Annotated in this window: 16 protein-coding genes; 7 read left to right on the top strand and 9 right to left on the bottom strand. The window is 73.0% G+C overall.

From position 1 onward, the window contains the following. Positions 1–96: 96 nt before the first annotated feature. The gene (gene valS / locus FHU30_RS05700; RefSeq protein WP_253872467.1) at positions 97–2649 is read right to left on the bottom strand and encodes a valine--tRNA ligase; all 2553 of its coding nucleotides are present in this window, start codon (positions 2647–2649) and stop codon (positions 97–99) included. Between the two features lie 128 nt (positions 2650–2777). Between valS and FHU30_RS05695 the strand changes: the two genes are divergently transcribed. Further along, positions 2778–3065 (top strand): DUF4235 domain-containing protein, encoded by a 288-nt coding sequence (locus tag FHU30_RS05695; protein ID WP_253872464.1) that lies wholly within the window; start codon positions 2778–2780, stop codon positions 3063–3065. 87 nt (positions 3066–3152) lie between these two features. After that, entirely contained in the window at positions 3153–3785 is a 633-nt protein-coding gene (locus tag FHU30_RS05690; RefSeq protein ID WP_253872462.1) for a maleylpyruvate isomerase family mycothiol-dependent enzyme, read from the top strand. A 315-nt stretch (positions 3786–4100) separates the two neighbouring features. Here the strand turns inward: FHU30_RS05690 and FHU30_RS46885 are convergent, their stop codons facing one another. Together FHU30_RS46885 and FHU30_RS05680 are read right to left on the bottom strand one after the other, a co-directional pair. Next, a complete protein-coding gene (locus tag FHU30_RS46885) occupies positions 4101–5465 on the bottom strand; it encodes a hypothetical protein (RefSeq protein ID WP_308211205.1) in 1365 nt (454 codons plus the stop codon). A gap of 35 nt (positions 5466–5500) precedes the next feature. Next, positions 5501–5797, bottom strand: a complete 297-nt coding sequence (locus FHU30_RS05680; RefSeq protein ID WP_117404125.1) for a DUF4193 domain-containing protein — start codon at positions 5795–5797, stop codon at positions 5501–5503. A 656-nt stretch (positions 5798–6453) separates the two neighbouring features. Here FHU30_RS05680 and FHU30_RS05675 point away from each other — a divergent pair. After that, positions 6454–8169 carry a serine/threonine-protein kinase gene (locus FHU30_RS05675; protein WP_253872459.1) on the top strand — a complete coding sequence of 572 codons (1716 nt, stop codon included), beginning with the start codon at positions 6454–6456 and terminating at the stop codon, positions 8167–8169. A gap of 326 nt (positions 8170–8495) precedes the next feature. Here the strand turns inward: FHU30_RS05675 and FHU30_RS05670 are convergent, their stop codons facing one another. Together FHU30_RS05670 and FHU30_RS05665 are read right to left on the bottom strand one after the other, a co-directional pair. Beyond that, a complete protein-coding gene (locus FHU30_RS05670; RefSeq protein WP_301322817.1) occupies positions 8496–9761 on the bottom strand; it encodes a sensor histidine kinase in 1266 nt (421 codons plus the stop codon). Between the two features lie 134 nt (positions 9762–9895). Then, on the bottom strand, positions 9896–10549 hold the full coding sequence (locus FHU30_RS05665; RefSeq protein ID WP_253872454.1) for a response regulator transcription factor: 654 nt from the start codon (positions 10547–10549) through the stop codon (positions 9896–9898). Positions 10550–10757: 208 nt separating this feature from the next. Between FHU30_RS05665 and FHU30_RS05660 the strand changes: the two genes are divergently transcribed. Continuing rightward, the gene (locus FHU30_RS05660) at positions 10758–10934 is read left to right on the top strand and encodes a hypothetical protein (protein WP_253872451.1); all 177 of its coding nucleotides are present in this window, start codon (positions 10758–10760) and stop codon (positions 10932–10934) included. Between the two features lie 231 nt (positions 10935–11165). Here FHU30_RS05660 and FHU30_RS05655 read toward each other — a convergent pair whose 3' ends face one another. From FHU30_RS05655 to FHU30_RS05645, 3 genes are all read right to left on the bottom strand, one after another. Further along, positions 11166–11972, bottom strand: a complete 807-nt coding sequence (locus tag FHU30_RS05655) for an inositol monophosphatase family protein (RefSeq protein WP_253872448.1) — start codon at positions 11970–11972, stop codon at positions 11166–11168. Beyond that, positions 11969–12970 carry a ferrochelatase gene (locus tag FHU30_RS05650; protein ID WP_253872445.1) on the bottom strand — a complete coding sequence of 334 codons (1002 nt, stop codon included), beginning with the start codon at positions 12968–12970 and terminating at the stop codon, positions 11969–11971. The genes FHU30_RS05655 and FHU30_RS05650 overlap by 4 nt, the downstream gene beginning before the upstream one ends. A gap of 94 nt (positions 12971–13064) precedes the next feature. Further along, on the bottom strand, positions 13065–14159 hold the full coding sequence (locus tag FHU30_RS05645; protein ID WP_253872442.1) for a lytic murein transglycosylase: 1095 nt from the start codon (positions 14157–14159) through the stop codon (positions 13065–13067). Positions 14160–14405: 246 nt separating this feature from the next. On the opposite strand from FHU30_RS05645, the gene FHU30_RS05640 reads away from it, so the two are divergent. Then, positions 14406–15623 (top strand): MFS transporter, encoded by a 1218-nt coding sequence (locus FHU30_RS05640; RefSeq protein ID WP_253872438.1) that lies wholly within the window; start codon positions 14406–14408, stop codon positions 15621–15623. Positions 15624–15632: 9 nt separating this feature from the next. Then, a complete protein-coding gene (locus FHU30_RS05635; protein ID WP_253872435.1) occupies positions 15633–16943 on the top strand; it encodes a D-arabinono-1,4-lactone oxidase in 1311 nt (436 codons plus the stop codon). A 227-nt stretch (positions 16944–17170) separates the two neighbouring features. Here the strand turns inward: FHU30_RS05635 and FHU30_RS05630 are convergent, their stop codons facing one another. Further along, entirely contained in the window at positions 17171–18304 is a 1134-nt protein-coding gene (locus FHU30_RS05630) for a PT domain-containing protein (protein ID WP_253872432.1), read from the bottom strand. Between the two features lie 448 nt (positions 18305–18752). Here FHU30_RS05630 and sepH point away from each other — a divergent pair, with 448 nt between their 5' ends. Continuing rightward, positions 18753–22094 (top strand): septation protein SepH, encoded by a 3342-nt coding sequence (sepH, locus tag FHU30_RS05625; protein WP_253872430.1) that lies wholly within the window; start codon positions 18753–18755, stop codon positions 22092–22094. The last annotated feature ends 11 nt before the right edge of the window (positions 22095–22105 follow it).

Below are 22105 nucleotides of genomic sequence, written 5' to 3'. Positions count from 1 at the left end.
CTCCTCCGGGGGGACGGCGCGGTTGCGGCGACACGCAAGTCAGGACTCACTTACGCTATCGCCCGAACCCCATTCGGTCACCCCGGTCGGAGCGGGTCAGGCGAAGGTGACGGTGACCTTGAGGGGGCCGGATCCTCCGCTGTCCGGGTGGGTGTTCAGGGCGAGTTCGGCGATGCGGCCTGCGGCTTGGAGGTCTTCGGAGACCTCGGACAGGTCGGCGGCGCGCTCGCCCGTGACGGACGCGCGGGAGAGTTCGGCGCGCATCGAGAGCTTCGCGTCCGACTTGGCCTTGCGGACCTGGCGCAGCGCCTCGGCGGCGACGTCGAGCAGGGACGCGTCGCCTTCGGCAGGCAGCTCGTCCGGCGTGGGCCAGGGGGCGCGGTGCACCGAGCCGTCCTGCCACCAGGACCAGACCTCCTCGGTCACGAACGGCAGGACCGGCGCGAACAGCCGCAGGAGCACCGACAGCGCGCGGTTCAGCGCCGCCCGCGCGGACGCGGCCTTCGCGTCCGAGCCGTACGCGCGCTGCTTGACCAGCTCCAGGTAGTCGTCGCAGAACTGCCAGAAGAACTTCTCGGTGCGCTCCAGCGCGCGGGTGTAGTCGTAGGACTCGAACGCCTCGGTCGCCTCGGTGACGAGGGCGCGGAGCGCGGCCAGCATCGCCAGGTCGCCCGGGTACCAGACGCGACCCGCGTCCACCCCCTCGTCCAGCGGCTGCTCGGCGAAGCCGAGGACGAACTTCGACGCGTTCAGGATCTTGATCGCGAGCCGCCGACCGACCTTGATCTGGCCGGTGTCGAACGCGGTGTCGGTGCCCGGGCGGCCGTTCGCCGCCCAGTACCGGACGGCGTCCGAGCCGTACTCCTCCAGCAGCCCGATCGGCGTGACGACGTTGCCCTTGGACTTGGACATCTTCTTGCGGTCCGGGTCCAGGATCCAGCCGGACAGCGCAACCGCGCGCCACGGCAGCGACCCGTTCTCCAGGTGCGCCCGGACGACCGTGGAGAACAGCCACGTCCGGATGATGTCGTGCCCCTGCGGGCGCAGGCTGTAGGGGAAGACGCGGCCGAACAGGTCCGGGTCGCGCTCCCAGCCGCCCGCGATCTGCGGGGTCAGCGAGGACGTCGCCCAGGTGTCCATCACGTCCGGGTCGCCGGTGAAGCCGTTCGGCTTGCCGCGCTGGTCCTCGGTGAAGCCGGGCGGGACGTCGGACGCCGGGTCGACCGGCAGCGCGTCCTCGGCCGGGACGATCGGCTCGCCGTAGACCGGCTCGCCCGACGCGTCCAGCCGGTACCAGACCGGGATCGGGACGCCGTAGAACCGCTGCCGCGAGATCAGCCAGTCGCCGTTCAGGCCCTCGACCCAGTTCTCGTACCGGGCGCGCATGTACGCCGGGTACCACTCCAGCTCACGGCCCCGCTCCAGCAGCTCGGCGCGCAGCTCCGGCCCGCGCCCGCCGTTGCGGATGTACCACTGCCGGGTGGTGACGATCTCCAGCGGCTTGGAGCCCTTCTCGTAGAACTTCACCGCGCGGGTGGTCTTCCGCGGCTCGCCGTCCAGGTCGCCGGACGCGGTGAGCAGCTCGATCGTCCGCTCGCGCGCCGAGTGGACGGTCTTCCCCGCGACCTCGGCGTACCGGTCGGCCGGAACCCCCGCGGGCGGCTCGGCGACGAACCGGCCGTCCCAGCCGACGACCGCGCGGGTCGGCAGGTCGAGCTCGCGCCACCAGGTGACGTCCGTGACGTCGCCGAAGGTGCAGATCATCGCGATACCGGAGCCCTTGTCCGGCTCGGCGAGCCGGTGCGCGAGGACCGGAACCTCGACGCCGAACAGCGGCGTCCGGACGGTCGTCCCGAAAAGCTCCTGGTAGCGCTCGTCGTCCGGGTGCGCGACCAGCGCGACGCACGCCGGCAGCAGTTCCGGACGCGTCGTCTCGATGTAAACGGGCCGCTCGTCCCCGTGGAAGCGCAGCCGGTAGAACGCGCCGGGCTGCTCGCGGTCCTCAAGCTCGGCCTGCGCGACGGCCGTGCGGAACGTGACGTCCCACAGCGTCGGCGCCTCCGACAGGTACGCCTCACCGCGCCGCAGGTTGCGCAGGAACGCCTTCTGGGACGCGGCGCGCGCGTTCTCGCCGATGGTCGTGTAGAGCAGGTTCCAGTCGACGGAGAGGCCGACGCGGCGCCAGGTGTCCTCGAACGCCTTCTCGTCGATCTCGGTGAGCCGGTCGCACAGCTCGATGAAGTTGCGGCGGCTGACCGAGACCTGGCGTTTCGGGTCGGGCTTCTCCGGCGGCTCGAACGCCGGGTCGTACGGCAGCGACGCGTCGCCCCGGACCCCGAAGTAGTTCTGGACGCGCCGCTCGGTCGGCAGCCCGTTGTCGTCCCACCCGATCGGGTAGAAGACCTCGTAACCGCGCATGCGCCGGTAGCGCGCGATCGTGTCGGTGTGCGTGTACGAGAAGACATGCCCGACATGCAGCGACCCGCTGACCGTGGGCGGCGGGGTGTCGATCGAGAAGATCTCGTCCGCCGGGCGCGTCCGGTCGAAACGGTACGTACCGTCGTCCTCCCAGCGCTCTACCCACGCGACCTCCAAGCCGTCCAGCGAGGGCTTGTCGGGAACGTGCGGCATACGCGGCTGGTTGTCCATCCCCCAAGCCTATTGACAGCCGGGCGCAGATCGGTTCGGTTTTCCGGCCGCCGCGTCGCGCCGTGCGGCGTCCTCGCGCGGCGGCCCGTCCGATAGCGTCGGGGGAGGCAAGGAACTGGGAGGTTTCGATGGCGGACAAGGGCGACATCGGCTGGCGGGTGATGGCGGGCGCCGCGGCGTTCGCCGGCGGCTTCGCCGCCAAGAAGGCCATCACGATGGCGTGGAAGAAGAGCACCGGCAAGGAGCCGCCGACCAACCCCGAGTCGCCGGACGTCGCGCTGACCGAGGCGATCGCGTGGGCCGTGGTCATGGGCGTCGGCATGGAGGTCGCGCGCCTGCTCGCCACCCGCGCGGCGGCGCAGCAGTGGGCCAAGGGGACGGGCCAGCTCCCCGCCCAGCTACGCGTCGACGCCTGACACCCGCCCGCCCGGACCGGGCGGGTTCGGCGGGGCGGCCCCGGCGGGGCATTGGACGATCCGTCCAGTATCGTGGTCGGTCCCCGGGTGACGAAGGGATCGACCACGATGCTGCTGGACCGGATCCGCCTGCCTTTCGAGGACGAGCTGCGCGCCGAGCGCCACCGGCTGATCGAGACGCTGGACGGCCTGTCCGGCGACGACTTCGACGCCGGGACCACGCTGTGCAGCGAGTGGGCCCCGCGCGACGTCCTCGGGCACGTGATCGGGCTGGACTACTTCCTCAGCTCGTACCTGCCGTACGGGCCGCGGATCAACGCCGCCAACCAGAACCAGGCCGACCGGGCGCGCGCGGTCTCCCGGGAGCGGCTCATGCAGTGGGCCCGGCACTGGGCCGACAACCCGTCCGCCACCAGCCGGGTGGGCGCGCCGATCCTGCTCGGCGACCTCGGCGTCCACCACCAGGACGTGGTGCGCGGCCTCGGCCTCACCCGGCGCGTCCCGGACCGGACGGCCACCGCGATCTTCCGCGAGGGCCTGCAGCTCAGCCTGTGGCTCAACCGGCGCGTCCTGCGGCACCGCCTGGAGCCCACCGACGGCCACCGCCCGGTGGCCCTCCCGAGCGCCAAGAACGGCCCCACCGTCCGCGGCACCCGCGAGGCCCTGGGCCTGTGGCTCTGCGGCCGCGACGCGGTGACCGGCGAACTCGAATTCTCCTGACCCCGCCGCGCCCGACTCGTCCACCTCACGACGCCGAACACCCGGACGGACGCCACCCCTCAACACCGAAGGCAGGGCTGAACGCCGGTGCCGAGGTCAGCTCTCGATACCGAAGGCCAGGCTGGACGCCGGGGCCGGAGTCAGCTCTCGATACCGAAGGCCAGGCTGGACGCCGGGGCCGGAGTCAGGTCTCGATACCGAAGACCGGGCGAGACGTCGGGGGGCGGAGTCAGGTCTCGATGCCCAAGGCCAGGCTGGACGCCGAGGGGCAGGTCTCGATGCCCGAGGCGGGGGCTGGACGCCGAGGGGCGGGGGTCAGTTCTCGATGCCGGGGTGGTGGTCGCCGGGGAGTTCGGGGGCGGGGCCGCCGAGGTTGCGGAGGTCGTCGCGGATCGACGCGGCGAGCTTCTTGGTGGCGGTGCGGTTCAGCGCGGCACCGGCGGCGGCGCCGGTGAGGAACGGGCCCATCGTGGACATGCTGCGGCCGAGGGTGCGCAGCATCCGCTTGCGCAGCGCGGCCTTGGAGGCCGCGCCGAGCGCGCCGGTGAGCGAGCCGGCCTCCAGCGGGTTCACGCCGCGCTGCTTGGCCCACGCGGTGGCGAACGCGGCGGCCCGGGCGGTGCCGGACCCCTGCACGCGCACGTCGTAGACCTCGTGCAGCTCGGCGATCATCTTCACCTCGATCGCCGCGACCACCAGGGTCTCGGCGGCGATCTGGGCGGGCGCCGACAGCAGCAGCGGCGGCGCGGCGAACTCGACGGCCGCCAGCGCCCCGCCCGCCGCGCCCACGGCGGTGGTGGCGTTGGCGGCGACCTTCACCAGGTTGTCGGCCAGGGCCTCGCCGGTGAGGCCGCGGTGGTGCGCGGACAGGGTGGCGCGGTCGCGGATCGGCACGTGCGGGACGATCGCGGTGAACAGGTCGGCCAGCCAGCGGCCGCGCGCCACGCCCTTCGCTCCCGCGGTGCGGGCGCTGGCGGCGAGCAGCTTGGCGAGCCGGGCGAGCAGGCGGCCGCGGGTCTCGCGGTCCATGCCGTCGTCGGCGGCCAGCTGTCCCACCAGCTCGCCGATCTCGCGGTCGGTCCCCGGACCGACCACGTCCGCCCCCGCACCGGACGTCCCAGAAGTACCGGACGTCCCAGAAGTACCGGACGTCCCAGAAGTACCGGGCGCCTCGGAGCTACCGGGCGTCCCAGAGGTACTTGGCGTCTCGGACGGTCCGGAGGTCTCGGACGGTCCGGAGGTCTCGGACGGTCCGGAGGTCTCGGACGGTCCGGAGGTCTCGGACGGTCCGGAGGTCTCGGACGGTCCGGAGGTCTCGGACGGTCCGGAGGTCTCGGACGGTCCGGAGGTCTCGGACGGTCCAGAGGTGGCGGACGGTCCAGAGGTGGCGGACGGGGCTTCGGGCGTGCCGGGCGCGTCCGGGATACCGGGTTCCGGTTCGGGCGTGTCGGGGGTTGCTGCGCCGGCTCCGGGCGTGGCGGTGGACGCCTTTCCGGGCGTCCCACCCGGAGCCGGTTCACTGCTGTCGTGCTTGGCGCCGGGTCTCGGGCCCGGCGCCGACGAGGATGAGGACGGGTCTGCGCCCGGCGCGGCGGAGGCCGCGCCCGGCACGGGCACTTCTTCGGCGGCGGGGTCCCCGGAGGGACCGCGCCGCTCGTGGAACTCCGGAACCTCGTTCACCGGCGGCTCCCGTGGGTCGGAACTGTCCCGCTCGGTCAGGCCGCGCACTCGCGGCAGACCGGCTGGCCGTTCTTCTCGGTGGCCAGCTGGCTGCGGTGGTGCACCAGGAAGCACCGGGTGCACGTGAACTCGTCGGCCTGCCGCGGGACGACCCGGAAGGTCAGCTCCTCGTTGGACAGGTCGGCGCCCGGCAGCTCGGCGACCTCGCCGGCGTCCAGGTCCTCGTCGATGATGCTCGCGGCCTTGTCGGCGCGGCGCGCCTGGAGCTCCTGGAGGCTGTCCTCACTCAGGTCGTCGTCGGTCTTGCGCGGGCTGTCGTAGTCGGTCGCCATCTTCGTCTCCATCCCCCTCGATGCTTTATGCGCCCCGTCGCGCGGATCTAACGCTCGGGGGGCCGTTCTTGTGCCCGATCCGGGCGGGAAATTCTGTCACGTGCGGTGAGCTGTGCCACACAAGGCGCGACGGTTCCCACGAGTGACACCGATCACCCGCACCGGCTCGCGAAGTTGTGGCGCACGTCACCCAGCCGCCGGCTGATACGCAACGGAACAGAGCCGTGACGCCCAGGGACGCTACCCACGGCGGCGGGATCATATCCTCATCCCGCCGCCGCTCGCGCACAGACCGCCCCTGCGCGACCCCGGCGCGTCTTCCGGAACCGTTCCCGGACGCCGCCGGACCCCGTTCCGGATGCCCCACAACATCCCGTTCCGGAGGTAAATTCCCACCCGCCCACGCCACCTTCCGCGCCCCAAGGAAGCCGCCGCGCCCTGCCCACGGAAGCCGCCGCCCCCGGACTGGGGACGCTGTGCCCGCTGCGGCGGGAGTGGCGGCCACATATCGCCAGGAAAGCCGCGATCGGGCACTGAACCCAGCGTGTCGATGAAACGTCTGAACTAACGCGATATCGTGCGGCGGCACACCACATGAGCGCAGCACATGAGCACACACACGAGCGCACCGCACTAGCGGGTCACGGGAGGGTCTGATGCCGGAAGCCGCTCCGCTGGAGCCAGGCGATCCCCGGGCACTGGGACAGTACGAGGTCGTCGGACGGCTCGGCGCAGGCGGCCAGGGCGCGGTCTTCCTCGGCCGCGCCCCCGGGGGAGAGTACGTCGCCGTCAAGCTGCTGCACACGCAGATGGCGAACGACAAGGCGGCGCGGGCGCGGTTCGCCCGCGAGGTCACCGCGGCCAGCAAGGTCGACCCGCAGTGCACCGCCCGGGTGATCGACTTCGACGTCGAGGGCGAGCAGCCCTACGTGATCAGCGAGTTCATCGACGGCGCCTCGCTGCACGACGTGATCGCGCACAACGGCCCGATGAACGCCCAGGACCTGCTGCTCCTGGCGATCGGCACCGCGACCGCGCTCGCCGCGATCCACGAGGCCGGGATCGTGCACCGCGACTTCAAGCCGAACAACGTCATGCTCGCGAGCGACGGCCCGCGCGTGGTCGACTTCGGCATCGCGCGCACCGTCAACTCGCAGGAGAGCGCGGTCACCGCCACGGGCATGGTCGTCGGCACCCCCGGCTACCTGGCCCCGGAGCAGCTCACCGGCGCGCCGCTGACACCCGCGGTGGACATCTTCGCCTGGGGCGCGACCATGGTGTTCGCCGCGACCGGGCAGTCCCCGTTCGAGGCGGACACGCTGCCGGTGATCATCAACCGGATCCTGAACGAGGACCCCGACCTCACCGGGGTGCCCGCCGGGCCCGTCCGGGACATGGTGAGCCGCGCGCTGTCCAAGGACGCCGGGCTGCGCCCGCCCGCGCCGCAGCTGCTGCTCCAGCTGCTCCAGTCCGTCAACGCGACCCCCGCGGGCGCCGCGGGCGGCGGCGCGCTGCTCGACCAGGGCACCCGGATCGCCGCGCGGCTGGACGCCCCGGCGCCGCCGCCGGCTCCGATGCGCCCGGCGGCGTCCCCGTACGGCGGCGGGCAGCAGATCACCCCGCCGCCCATGCCGATGCACCAGGGCGGCTACCAGGGCCAGGGCGGTGCGGGGCCGGTGACGCCTCCCCCGCAGCCGATCACGCCGCCGCCCATGCCGATGTACCAGGGCGGTATGCCGCCGCAGCAGGCGCAGCGCCAGCCGTCCTACGGCCCGCCCGGACCGGCCGGCGGGCCCCCGGCGTACGGCCCGCCGCCGAAGTCGGGCGGCTCGAACGCGCCGGTCATCATCGGTATCGGCTGCGGCGCGCTCGCGATCATCGCGATCATCGTCGTGGTGATCGTCGCGGTGGCGGCCAGCAAGCACGACCCGACCCCGCGGCCGACCTTCAGCTACTCGCCCTACACGCCTCCGACGTCGGACACGCCGCCGACGTCCGGCGGGTCGGTGAACACCGGGATCGTGGGCGTGTGGTCCGGTCCGGCGCAGCAGCCGACCGTGACCGACTCCAGCCGGCGCAACTTCCAGGCGAAGTTCGCGATCATCTACTCGTCCGGCACGGCCACCTACACCTACCCGGACGGCAAGGACACCTGCTACACGCGGCTGTCGGCGATCTCCGGCAACGCGGCCAGCGGCAAGGCGGTCTTCCAGGAGACCCCGATGACGAGCGACACGACCAAGTGCGCGGCCGGGTACGTCACCTTCTACCCGACCAGCTCCGACATCCTGTCGCTGAAGACGATGCGCTGGGACTGGCGGCAGAGGCTGTCCGACAGCAGCCCGTCGGCCTTCGGCACCGTCAGCAAGTAGGCGCCGCGCCCGCGCGCCGAGCAAGATCGGCGCGCGGGCGCAGTGAGCAGGATCAGCGCGCGGACGCGGTGAGCAGGATCAGCGCGCGGACGCGGTGAGCAGGATCAGCGCGCGGACGCGGTGAGCGAGAGCAGCGCAGGGGCACGCGAGCCCGGCCGCCGAGCGGCTGGTCCGAGCGGCGCCGCCGGCCGGAGGGCGATCCGGCGGGCGGCGCCGCTCGGCGTGTGGGCCGGCCCGGTCGCCCCCGGCGCGGCCACGCTCAGCGCGGGACGGACACCCCCTGGCCCGTCCGGGCGGACGGCTCAGGCGAGCGGGAGGCGGACGGCTCAGGCGAGCGGGAGGCGGACGGTGATGACCAGGCCGCCGCCCTGGCGGGGGGCGGCGTAGACGCGGCCGCGGTGCGCCAGGACCACGGACCGGACGATCGACAGGCCCAGCCCCGCGCCTTTGGCGGACTCCAGCCGGTCGGCGTTCAGCCGCCGGAACGGCTCGAAGAGCCGCTCGATCTCGTACGCGGGGACGAGCGGCCCGGTGTTCTCCACCTGGACGGTCGCGTACCCGGACAGCACGCCGGTGCGGACCCAGACCTCGCCGCCGTCGGAGTTGTGCTTGATCGCGTTGTCGACCAGGTTGCCGACCAGGTGCTCCAGCAGGACGGGGTCGCCGAGCGTGGTGCCGGTGGTCAGCTCGCGGTGCACGGTGACCTCGTTCGGCTGCTCGCGGCGCGAGACGTTCGTCAGGACGGTCGCGGCGACCTCGGACAGGTCGGCCGGGGTGCGGGTGGTCAGCTCGCGCTCGCTGCGGGCGAGCAGCAGCAGGCCCTCGATCAGCCGCTCGTGCCGGGCGTTGTTGGCCAGCAGCGTCTTCCCGACCGTCTTCAGGTCGTCGGAGACCTCCGGATCGGTGAGCGCGACCTCCAGCAGCGTCCGGTTGATCGCCAGGGGTGTTCGCAGCTCGTGCGAGGCGTTGCCGACGAACCGGCGCTGAGCGTCGAAGGCGTCGCTGAGCCGTTCGAGCATGGCGTCGAAGGTGTCGGCGAGCTCCTTGATCTCGTCCTCCGGGCCGTCCAGCGCGATCCGCTCGTGCAGGGTGGACTCCGACAGCCGGCGGGCGGTCTGGGTGACCCGCTGGAGCGGCGACAGGGCCCGGTCGGCGACGAAGTAGCCCATCACGACCGCGATGATCCCGACGCCGAGCAGCGCGAGCACCGAGCGGGTCAGCATCCGGCGCATGGCCAGGTCGCGGATGTCCTCGGACGTGATGTAGCTGCCGTTCGGGTAGCGGATGCCGGTGCCGGCCGGGAACACCGAGTCGAGCACCGACCGCAGCAGCAGGTAGGTGACGAACAGCAGCAGCACCCCGGCCAGGAAGAACAGCGCGCCGTACAGGACGGTCAGCCGCAGCCGGACGCTGATCCGGTTCGGCAGCGAGCGCAGGTCGGCCAGCAGCGAGGACGGCTCGCCGTCCTTCCGGTCGCCGCCCCGCTCCCCCGGCATCGCGAACGACCCGGTGGTCACCACCCCGACCTGCCCGCCGGGCCCGGTGCCGGACGGCCCGGCGGGCCCTCCGGACGGGCCGTCCCCCGGCGGCATGCCCGCGGCCGCGCCGGGCGGCGTCACGGACGGGCGCACCGCCGGCTCGCCCTGCGGCTCCCGGACGGGCGACCCGTCCCGCGCCTTCCGCTGCGATCCGTCCGCCACTTCGTCATGGACCGGTTCCGACGCGCTCACAGCCTGTACCCCACCCCTGGGACGGTCTCGATGACGGGCGGGTCGCCGAGCTTCTTGCGCAGGGTCATCATCGTGACCCGCACCACGTTGGTGAACGGGTCGATGTGCTCGTCCCAGGCCTTCTCCAGCAGCTGCTCGGAGCTGACGACCGCGCCCTCGGCGCCCATCAGCACCTCCAGGACGGCGAACTCCTTGCGGGTCAGCTCGATCGGCCGGCCGTCCCGGGTGACCTCCCGCCGGGACGGGTCGAGGGTGATCCCGGACCGCTCCAGCACCGGCGGCAGCGGCGCGGACGCGCGCCGCCCCAGCGCCCGGACGCGGGCGATCAGCTCGGTGAACGCGAACGGCTTCGGCAGGTAGTCGTCGGCGCCGATGGACAGCCCCTCGACGCGCTGGTCGAGCTCGCCCGACGCGGTCAGCATCAGGATCCGGGCCGGGTACCGCTGCGCGACCAGCTGCTTGCACACGTCGTCGCCGTGCACCCTGGGCAGGTCGCGGTCGAGGACGACCACGTCGTACTCGTTGACGCCGGTGCGCTCCAGCGCGCCGGCGCCGTCGTAGGCCACGTCCACCGCCAGCGCCTCCCGGCGCAGGCCGGTGGCGATGGCGTCGGCGAGCACCCGCTCGTCCTCGACGACCAGAACCCTCACGAACTCCCCCTAGGCTGTGCGCCCGCCGCTTACCCCTCCGGTATGCCACACGGCTCGTAAGAGCCCTGTAAGGGGCCGCCGGGGACGGATCGCGCCGGATCCGCCCCGTCCCCTGCCGCCCCCGGGCCGCGCGGCGAAGTCGCGCTCGGAAACAGGTTTGAGTCCAGCGTAGGCGTGGGTAAGGACGGTCCGATCCGGGAGGAGGCCCATGGGCGAGTTGTCACGGCAGATCCAGCAGCGTCTCGACAATGCTTACGAGTCGCTTCGCCACGCCCACGCAGAAGGCGACGTCTACCTGGTGGACATCCGCCAGGAGGAGATCAGGGAACTGCGCCGGATCGCGGCGAACAACGACATCGGCATCGAAGCGTCCGGCTGTCGGTAAGAACCCCCGCTGCGAGAACGAACGCACCCAGGCCCCGGACGTCCCGTCGTCGTCCGGGGCCTTCCGCGTCCCCGGGCCCTCGGAAACGTCCCAGGACGTCCGCGTCCCAGGACGTCCGCCCCCCGAGCAAGCACTCGCACGAGCCCGAGCGACCGCTCAGGGCCCTGCCGCGCCGGAGCCCGTCCCGAGCAAGCGCTCGTGCCGGGCGGACGGCCGGTGTGGGGCCGGGGGTCAGTCGCGGGCCGGGTCCAGGGGCTCCAGAACGGCGTGCAGGGCGTCGAAGAGGGCGGGGGCCGCGGCGATACACAGGTCCGGGCCCGCGGGGGCTCCTGCGAGGCCCTGGACGCGTCCGCCGGCCTCCCGGACGATGAGGGCGCCGGCGGCGATGTCCCAGGCCTGGACGCCGCGCTCGTAGTAGGCGTCGACGCGTCCGGCGGCGAGGGAGCAGAGGTCGACGCAGCAGGACCCGCCGCGCCGGATGTCCCGCACGCGCGGGAGGACGCCGGTCAGGACGTCCGCCTGGTGGACGCGCCGCTCGGCGAAGTAGCCGAAGCCGGTGGCGACCAGGGCGCGGTCGAGCGGGACGCCGTCGTTGACGCGCAGCTCGCGGACGCCCGAGGCGGTGTGCAGCAGCGCTCCCCCGCCCTTGACGGCGGTGAAGGTCTCGCCGCGGCGCGGGATCAGCACGACGCCCGCGACGGTCTCGCCGTCCTGCTCGGCGGCGATGCTGACCGCCCAGTCGGGCAGGTCGTACAGGTAGTTGACGGTGCCGTCGATCGGGTCGACCACCCAGCGGACGCCGCTGTCGCCGCCGGTGGAGCCGCCCTCCTCGCCGAGGAACGCGTCCCGCGGCCGGGCGGCCAGGATCCGCTCGGTGATCAGCCGCTCGGACGCCCGGTCCATCTCGGTGACCACGTCGGTCGGGCTGGACTTGGTGGCGGCGATGCCGAGGTCGGCGGGCCGCTTGTCCACCAGCAGCGCGGCCGCCTCGCGGGCCGTCTCCAGCGCGAGGTCCAGCAGCTCGGACGGGTCGGTCATCGGCATTCTCCACAGGTGTCGGGACGGGGTCCGAGCGAGCCGAGCGCCGGGCGCTGCGACCCGGCGCGCTCCTGGAGGAGCTCGCGGACCATGGCGACGAAGCGGGGGTGGGTGCCGGGGGTGTTGGCGCGGCGGAACTCCAGGCCGAGCTTGGCGGCGGTCCTCGCGGCCTCCACGTCGAGGTCGTACTTGACCTCCATGTGGTCGGAGACGAAGCCGATCGGGACGTTCACGACGGCCCGGACGCCGGAGGCGTGCAGGTCCTCCAGGTGGTCGGCGATGTCGGGCTCCAGCCACGGCTGGGTGGGCGGGCCGCTGCGGCTCTGGTAGACGAGCTTCCAGGGCCGTCCGGGTGCGGCGGTCTCGGCGACCAGGGCCGAGACGTCCTCCAGCTCGGCCACGTACAGCTCCCGGCCCGGCTGGGACAGCGGGACGCTGTGCGCGCTGAACGCCAGGTGCGCCTCGTCCGCGAGCGCGCGGGGGAGGCTGTCCAGGGCGTCGCGGGTGGCCTCCACGAACGGCTCCACGAACCCGGGGTGGTTGTAGTAGACCCGCAGCTTGTCGATTTCGGGCGCGCCGGGGACCTCGGCTCGTGCGCGCTCGATGTCCTGCTGGTACTGGCCGCAGCAGGAGTACCCGTCGTAGGCCGACGTCACGAACGCGGCGGCGCGCCGGATCCCGTCGTCCCGCATCTGCCGGACGGTGTCAGCGAGGTAGGGCTCCCAGTTGCGGTTCCCCCAGTAGACCGGGAGGTCCGCGAGGCCGTTCGCGGCGAGGTCGGCCTCGATGGCCGCCTTCAGGTCGCGGCACTGGCCGTTGATCGGGCTCACGCCGCCGAACAGGTGGTAGTGCTCGCCGACCTTGGCGAGCCGCTCGCGCGGGATGCCGCGCCCGCGCGTGACGTTCTCCAGGAAGGGGAGCACGTCGTCCGGGCCCTCGGGGCCGCCGAACGAGATCAGCAGCAGCGCGTCATAGCCCGCCGTCGTCGCCTGGCTCATGCCGTCAATCCAACCAGGCGGCGGCGGATGGTCGGGATGAGCCCTGCTCCTCTCGGGCCGGGGTCGAGCCAGTGATCTCGGGCTGGGGTTCGGGCTAGTGGTACTGAGCTGCGTACGCGCGTGCCAGCGAAAGCACCTTCTGCACGTACCAGTCCGCATGGTTGTAGGCGAAGATCGCCCGGTAGAGGGACTGGCCGCCCTTGCCCGCGCCGTTGGCGCACAGGTACTTGGCGGCGGCCGGGATGGCGTCGTAGGGGTTCATGATGTCGGCCTTGCCGTCGCCGTCCCCGTCCACGCCGTAGGTCTCCCAGGTGGACGGCAGGAACTGCATGGGCCCGAGCGCGCCCGCGCTGGACCGGCCGGGGTTGCGCCCGTGGTCGCTCTCGACCTGCCCGATCGCGGCGAGGACCGTCCAGGACAGGCCGGGGCACGTGGTGGCGGCCTGCTTGTAGAGGTCGAGGTAGCTGCCGGGCTTCCCGCCCTGCCCGGACGGCTGGTACTTGCTCTCGTGCAGGTTCACCGAGCTGGAGCCCGCCCCGAGGATCTTCTTCACCTGCGCGGCGACCTTGCCGGGGTTGGCGCCGGGCGCGTTGACCAGCACGGCGATGCTCTCCACCAGCCCCATCGCGGTGCCGGACTTCTTGCTGACCAGCATGTCGATGCCGGGCAGGCCGAGGCTTCCGGACCCGCCGAGGACCAGGTTCGGGACGGTCCGTCCGACGACCGGGTACTGGAAGCCGCGGCTGAGCTGGAGCTGGTCGGCGGCGTTGGCCGACACCACGAACTGGTCGGCGGCGAGGGCGCTCCACAGCTCGGTGCGCTTGGCGGTGCCGGGCGGCGTCCAGGACCGGAACACCGACGGGTCGACGGCGAACGCGTTGACCTGGCGCCCCTGGAGCTGGACGGCGCCGCCGGAGACCGCGATCACGTCCTTGACGTGCCCGATCCTGGAGATCTTCGCGACCTGCGCCGGGGTGATCGACCTGCCGCCGACGGCCAGCACGTCCGGCGGGACGACCCGGCGCAGCGGCGCGACCTGGCCGCCCGAGGTGTCGAGGTTGGTCGGGCCGTTCCGCAGCGGGTCGGGCTGGACGGCCGCGGCGGGGTCCTTGCGGTCGGTCCCGTGGTCGGCGACGGTCACCGCGCCGTACACGCCTCCGGCGAGGCTCCCGGCGACCAGCACGCCCACCCCGGCGATGGCGAGCCGCGCCCCTCGCCCCCGCTTCTTGGGCGTACTCGGCCGCGGGCCCTGCGGGGCGGGCTCGGCAGCGGGCTCCGGGGCCTGCGCCGGCTCAGGTGTAGGTGCAACCACAACCATTCCCAACGAACGTCACCAAGGGGCGGTTACCCGAAAATTTCTGTCGTACCACGCGGGTAACGTGATCAGGCTATTCAAACGTGATCAGGCTATTCAGTCGCGGCCGGAAGGAGCACGTTGGCCAGTCCCTACCGGACGCTGCTGGCCGTACCGGGGGCCAGGGCGTTCGTCACGGCGGGGTTCGTCGGGCGCATGTCGATGTCCATGGTCGGAATCGGGATCGTCCTCCTGGTTTCCGCGGTGACCGGATCGTACGGCATCGCCGGGACGGTCTCCGCGACGATGTCGGTCGCGTACGCGGTCGGGGCGCCGCTCAGCGCCCGGTTCGCCGACCGTTACGGGCAGCGCCGGGTGCTCGTCCCGCTGGTCTCGGCGAACGCGGTCGCGTTCAGCTTCCTGATCGGCTCGGCGGTGTTCGAGGCGCCGCTGTGGACGCTCTACCCGGCGGGCGCGCTCGCCGGGCTGACCCAGGTGTCCATGGGCGCGTGGGTGCGGTCGCGCTGGTCGCACGTGCTGGGGGCCACGGCGATCCCGATAGACACGGCCTACTCGTTCGAGGCCGTGATGGACGAGCTGATCTTCGTCGCCGGGCCGATGCTGGTGACGTCGCTGGCGACCGGGGTACATCCGGCGGCGGGGCTGGCGGTCGCGGCGTCCTGCACGCTGGTGGGCGGGCTGGCGTTCGCGCGGCTGCGCGGGACCGAGCCTCCGCCGCGTCCGCCCGCGCCCGGCGCGGCGCCCCGGGGCGGCGTGCTCACCAACCCGGCGATCCGGATCATGACGCCGATCTTCCTGCTCATGGGCGTGGTGTTCGGCGCGATCGACGTCAGCGGCGTCGCCTACGCCGAGTCGCAGGGGCACAAGCCGCTCGCCGGGGTGCTGCTCGGCTGCTACGCGGCGGGCAGCGCGTCCGCGGCGTTCTGGTACGGCGCGCGGAAGTGGCGGTCGCCGCTGGACCGGCGGTTCCTCATCGGGATCACGCTGCTGGCCGCGCTGCTGATCCCGCCGCTGCTGGTGGACGGGTTCTGGCCGATGCTCCCGGTGGTGTTCGTGGCCGGGCTGGCGATCTCCCCGACGATCATCCCGGGGTACGGGCTGGTCGAGCGGCTCGTCCCGGAGGGGCAGCTCACCGAGGGCCTGGCGCTGGTGTCGACGTCGGTCAGCATCGGCGTCGCGGCGGGCGCGTCGCTCGCGGGACGGGTGGTGGACACCTACGGCGCGAAGGTCTCGTTCGGCGTCCCGCTGGTCTCGGCGACCGTCGCCGCGGTCGTCGCCACGGCCGGGATCCGGGCGATCAGTAAACGTGAACTTTCCTCACAAACAATCGCCGAGTAGAGTTCGGCCATGTCCCCCGTGAGCACCCCGACGTGGCGGAACTGGGCCGGGAACCAGACCGCCACCCCGCGCCGCGTCACCACCCCGACCAGCACCGACGAGGTCGCCGCCGCCGTGCGCGCGGCGGCCGGCGACGGGCAGACCGTCCGGATGACCGGCACCGGCCACTCGTTCACCGGCGCGGCCGTCGCCGAGGACGTGCTGCTCCGGCCGACCGGGCTGACCGCCGTCCGCTCCGTGGACACCGCGAGCGGCCTGGTCACGGTCGAGGCGGGCCAGCCGCTGCACGCGTTCAACCGGACGCTCGCCGAGCACGGCCTCGCCCTCGCCAACATGGGCGACATCCAGGAGCAGACCGTCGCCGGCGCCCTGCAGACCGCCACCCACGGCACCGGCCGCGACGCCGCCGGCCTCGCGTCCCAGGTGCACGCGCTGGAGCTCGTCCTCGCGGACGGCTCGGTAGTCACCTGCTCGCGCGACGAGCGGCCCGACCTGTTCGACGCCGCCCGCGCGGGCCTCGGCGCGCTCGGCATCGTGACCGCGATCACCTGGAAGACCGTCCCGGCGTTCCTGCTGCACGCGCAGGAGCAGCCGATGAAGTGGGACGAGGTCCTCGCCCGGGTGGACGAGTTCGACGCCGCCAACGAGCACTTCGAGTTCTACTGGTTCCCGCACACCGAGGGCTGCCTCACCAAGCGCAACAACCGCGTCGAGGGCCCGGCCAAGCCGCTGTCGCGGTTCAAGGGCTGGCTGGACGACGAGTTCATGTCCAACTCGCTGTTCGAGGTGATCAACAAGGTCACGCACGCCGTCCCGGCGCTCACCCCCGCGGTCAACCAGGTGTCCGCGCGGGCGCTCGGCGCGCGCAGCTTCACCGACACCTCCTACAAGGTGTTCACCAGCCCCCGGACCGTCCGGTTCAAGGAGCAGGAGTACGCCATCCCGCGCGAGCACCTGGTGGACGCGCTGCGCGAGGTCCGCGGGCTGTTCGACCGGCGGGACTGGAAGATCAGCTTCCCGATCGAGGTCCGGCTGCTGCCGGAGGAGGACGCCTGGCTGTCGATGGCGTACGGCCGCCGCAGCGCGTTCATCGCCGTGCACGTCTACCACCGCGACGACCACGCCGACTACTTCCGCGGCGTCGAGGACGTCCTGACCGAGATGGGCGGCCGCCCGCACTGGGGCAAGATGCACACCCGCGATGCCGCCTACCTGGAGACGGTCTACCCGCGCTTCAAGGACTTCCAGGCCGTCCGGGACGCCGTCGACCCGGACCGCCGCTTCGCCAACCCCTACACCCGCCAGGTGTTCGGCGACTGAACTCATTGAAATCCCGGCCCACTGCGCTCGCCTAGCGGCGTGTTTACGCAGTCACGGCGTGTTTAAGCAGTCACGGCCCACTCCGCTCGCCTAGCGGCTCGCTCCGTGACCGTGCCTGGGCGAACGCGGCATCGCTTCGCGATCAACGCCGGTGCCGCTCGCCTTCGGCTTCGCGGCACCGGCGTTGGTAACGCGTTCGGGTGCGTGGCCGGGGTGGTCGCGGGGCTTCAGTTGGCCTTGGGGGGAGCCTGGCCTCCGGGGTTGCCGGTTGCGCCGCCGGTGCTTGGGGCGGTGGTCGGCTCGTGCGTGGGCGTGCTGGTCGGCTCGTGTGTGGGTGACTGCGGCGTCGTCGGTGTCTGGGTCGGCTTCTCCGTCGGGCCCCCGGAGGGCTGGTTCGACGGCTGGTTCGTCGGGTTGCCCGTCCCAGGGCCGCCGGTCGTCGGCGTGGTCGGCGTCTCGCTCGGGGTGTGGGACGGCGCGTGCGACGGCATCCGCTGCCCGCCCTCGTTCTGCCCCTTGAACACGTTGCCGATCGTCCCGCCGCCGCCCTTCACGCCGCCGAACGTCTTGTCCGTGAGCGACTCGTAGAGCGTGATGCCGCCGATCACCACGACGAACACCACGACGGCCGAGGCGGTCAGCATCTTCCAGCGCTGCTGGGCCCAGACGAGCGACTCGTCCACCGCGTCCCGCCAGGACACGCCGGTGCGGCCCGCCTGCGCCGCCGCCAGCTCGTCGGCGACGGTCTCGGCGGGCGTCCGGTCGAGGCGCGTCACATCCAGCGCGGACGCGTCGAACCGCGTCGCATTCGGATCTCCGTGCGCATCCGGAATGCCCTGGACGCTCTGGGCGTTCCGGGTAGCTTGCGCGTTCGCGGCGGACTGGGCGTTCCGGGCGGTTTGCGTGGACGGGTCCAGGCGGGTCGCGTTGGGGTCGCCGCCGCCGGAGCGGTTGGCGAGCGGGCCGAACGGGCCCTCCACCCGAGTGCGGTTCGGATCACCCCCGGCCCAGCGGCCCGGCGGCGGGGACCATCCGGACGGCGCCCCGGCCACGCGGGTGTTCGCCATCGGGGACGCCCCGGCCGCGCGCGTCGCGTCCAGGCCCGTCGCCGCGTCCGCCGCCACCCCGGCGACGTGCTCGCCGTGGATCAGGGCCGTCCGCTCCTTGATCTGCTCTTTTCCCTCGTCGAGGTAGTGCTTGCCGACCACGGAGGCCGCCGTGGACACCACGCTCATGAACGCCGCGCCGAGGATCGTCCCGTACACCCCGAGGTAGGACGCCCCGTAGGCGGCGATCATGGTCGCCGCCCCGCTCGCGATCAGTTGTGTGGCGCTCAGGTCCGGCAGCTTCCGCTGCGCCATCGACTCTTCCCCCTCGTCCCGTGACATCCCGAAAACCCCCACAACAGGAACTCACCGCAACTCGGGCGTTGTTCCGATCCGGGACGTGACGCTGGCAACGCGAAAGGACTGGAGCCCTGCGGCGCGGTCAGGCACAGTGTGGAAAAGGATCCACAAGAATCGGGTAGTCCGCCCCCGGCGGGCGCACGGGACGGGCAAGCTTGGTCGGGTGCCCTCTTCACCCCGGGTGGCGAGGGCTTCGAGAGCGGCGATGTTCGGACATGCCGGGTACGGTGCTGGCAGCAGGTGTGTCCGAAAGAGAGACTCGGGAATCCGGGGGAAGGGCACGCATGCGCCCCTGGTGGGGACCGAACGACCGGCCGATGCGAGCGCGGGGAGGCGGACTCGATATCGGGCGTGTGGTTCGGCACCCCTCCGGTGCCGTAGGGACAGGGCAGGAAGGACACGCATGCAGGAGCTGCGCCTCGTCGCGGTCAGCGAGGACGGTACGTACCTCGTCCTGGCCACCGCGGGCCGAGGCACCCGGTTCACCCTGCCCGTCGACGACCGGCTGCGCGCAGCCGTGCGAGGGCACTTCTCCCGCCTCGGCCAGTTCGAGATCGAAGTGGAGAGTCCCTTGCGTCCCAAGGAGATCCAGGCTCGCATCCGGTCCGGCGAGACCGCGGAGGAGATCGCCGAGTCGGCGGGCATCCCCGTCGAGCGCGTCCGCTGGTTCGAGGGACCCGTCCTGCAGGAGCGCGAGTACATGGCCCAGCAGGCGCAGCGGGTCGCGGTGCGCCGGCCGGGCGAGTCCACACCGGGCCCGCCGCTCGGCGAGACCGTCGAGGAGCGGCTCGGCCGCGGCGGCGTCGACCTCGAAGAGGTCGAGTGGGACTCCTGGAAGTGCGAGGACGGCACCTGGCGCGTCCGGCTGTCGTTCTTCGAGGGCGGCCGCCCGCACGCCGCCGAGTGGTCCTTCGACCCGCGCCGCCGGCTCCTCACCCCGCTGGACGAGGTCGCCGCGCGGCTGACGTCCGTCGAGTGGGACGACGACGACGCGCTGTCCGACACCGTCACCCCGCTCGTCCCGCGGCGTCCGGCGATGAAGGTCGTCTCCGACTCCGCCGTGCCCGTCCCGCCCACCCGCGGCCGCGGCCTGCCCGCCGCCGACGACGCCGAGCCGCTGCGCGCCGCCGGCCGCTTCGACCCCGCCTTCACCGAGGACGCCCCGCGCTCCCTCGACGGCGCCCCGCGCGAGTTCCCGGCCCGGCCCGACACCCCGGCCGCGCTGCCCGGCCGCCCGCAGGAGGCCGCGTCCCGCGACATCGCCGCCCGCGAGGCCGTCGCGCGCGAGGCCGCGATCCTCCGCGACACCGCGATCTCGCACGACAGCGACTCCCTCACGTCCCAGCGCGACGCCCCCGTCCGCCGCCCGCCGGCGCCCCGCGACCTGGACGCCGAGACGTCCCGCACGTCCGAGCCCCCGCGCGCCTTCGAGGGCCGCCGCGCATCCGGGAGCATGCGCGAAGCCCCCGAGTCCCGCCGCACCCGCCCGGTCGAGCCCCTACGCGACCCGTCCCGCGAAGACCGCACCCCCGCCCCCCGCGACCGGGTGGACCGCGACACTCCGGACTCGTCCGGCACCTCCCGCGCCAGCGAGGCCGACCCCAACACCCCCCGCCGGAGCAACGAGCCCTCCCGCACGCCCGCAGGTTCGCGCACAAGCACGAACAACACCACAGCGGGCACAAGCCCCCGCCCGAGCAACGCATACGCAGACGACCTGCGCGACAACAACACACGCACCGGCGAGAGCTCCCGCGGGACGGAAGGCCGCCGCGACAACGCGCGCGCAGACGACCAGCGCGACGAAAGCATGCGCGCGGCCAAGGGATCCCACGGGACCGAGGCCCGCCGCGACAACGCGTACGCGGACGACCAGCGCGACACCGACACCACCAGCGCAGGCACGAGCAACACCCGCGACGACTCGCGCGCGGACCAGCGCGACAGAGACACCGCACGCACCCGCCTGAGCAGCACTCGCGAGGACGACTCGCGCGCAGATGACCTACGCGACGACGCGCGCTCGGGCGCACGCTCCAGCCTGAGCGACGCTCGCAATGACGAAAACGCCGACGACCTAAGAGACAACAACACCCGCGTCGGCAAGGGCCCCCACGGAAGCGAAGGCCGCAGCGACAACCCGTACGCGGACACCGACCTGCGCGACAACAACGCACGCGCGGGCAAGGGCTCTCGCGGAAGCGAGGCCCGCCGCGGCGACGTGGACGGCGAACGGCGCGACGAGAACGCGCGCGTGAGCGAGGGTTCGCGCGAGAACGAGGGCCGCCGCACCGACGCGTACGCGGACGACGAACGGCGCAACGACAGCGCACCCGCCGGGACGCGTTCTCGCAGCGACGACGTGCGCGACAACACCAACGTCGGCAAGGGCTCCCGAGGGAGCGAGGGCCGCCGCAACGACGCCTACGCGGGGGACGACCTCCGCGACGACAGCGCGGGAGCGAGGGCGCATTCTCGCGAGAGCGAGGCCCGCGACCGCGACAACGCACGCGCGGAAGAGGACCTGCGCGACGAGAACGCGCGCGCGGGCAAGGGTTCTCGCGGAAGCGAGAGCCGCCGCACTGACACGTACGCGGACGACGACCGGCGCGACGACAGCGCACGCGCTGGGGCGCCTTCTCGCGGCGACGCGGGTCGGGGCCGCGACGACGTGCGCGCGAGCGACGACGACCTGCGCGACAACACGCGCGCTGGCAAGGGTTCTCGCGGGAGCGAGGGCCGCCGGGGTGACGCGTACGCGGACGACGACCGGCGCGACGACAGCGTGCGGGCAGGAACGGGTTCTCGCGGCGACGACGGGCGCGACCGCGACGACGCACACGCGGACGACGAGCTGCGCGACGAGAACGCGCGCCCAGGCAAGGGTGCTCGCGGAAGCGAGAACCGCCGCACTGACACGTACGCGGATGACGAGCGGCGCGACGACAGCGCACGCGTTGGGGGGCGTTCTCGCGACGACGCGGGGCGCGACCGCGACGACGAGCTGCGTGACGAGGACGTGCGCGTCGGCAAGGGTGCTCGTGGGAGCGAGGGGCGCCGGGGCGACGCGTACGCGGAGGACGACCGGCGCGGTGAGAGCGTGCGGGCGGGTTCTCGCGGGGACGACCGGGAGGATGTGCGTGCGGACGGCGAGCTTCGTGACAGGGACAGTGCGCGTGTGGGCGCGGGGTCTCATGACGGGGCGGGTGCTCGCGCTAGCGACGTTGAGTCCTCGCGCGCGGACGACGATGAGCTGCGCGATGGGGAGACAGCGCGCGGCGGTGCGAGCGAGCGTAGTGAGGCCGTCGGGGCGTCCCGCCAGGGTGAAAGCTCCCGCGGGGCGTCTGGGCGGGGTGAGCGTCTTGATGGCGACGGGCGTGCGCGCGGCGAGGACGCGGAGGAGCTGAGGGCGTCCGAGGGGCGGGGGAAGACCGCTCGGGACGCTGAGGAGCAGGCCGCTGAGCAGGAGGAGGCTTCGCGGAAGGCGGCTGCGGCGGCGTCCGCGAATGCCCGCGAGGCGGAGGCCGAGGAGGAGGACGACGACGAGCGTCCGGCGCCTCGGGCGCATCGTCCGGCGGCGAAGAAGGCGGCGCGTCCGGCGATGCCCGCCGCCGCTCAGGCCGACAAGTCCGCCGAGGCTCCGGCGGCGCAGCGTCCGGCGCGGGCGCGGCGGAAGGCGAAGGGCAAGCGGGCCTCCGTGCCGTCCTGGGACGAGATCATGTTCGGAGCCCGCCGGCCCGAATAGTCCGGCATCGG

It is taken from the genome of Actinomadura rupiterrae (genome assembly GCF_024172125.1).
Lineage (GTDB): Bacteria > Actinomycetota > Actinomycetes > Streptosporangiales > Streptosporangiaceae > Spirillospora > Spirillospora rupiterrae.
The sequence above is the reverse complement of the archived record's forward strand: the minus strand, read 5'-3'. Positions and strand labels throughout refer to the sequence as shown.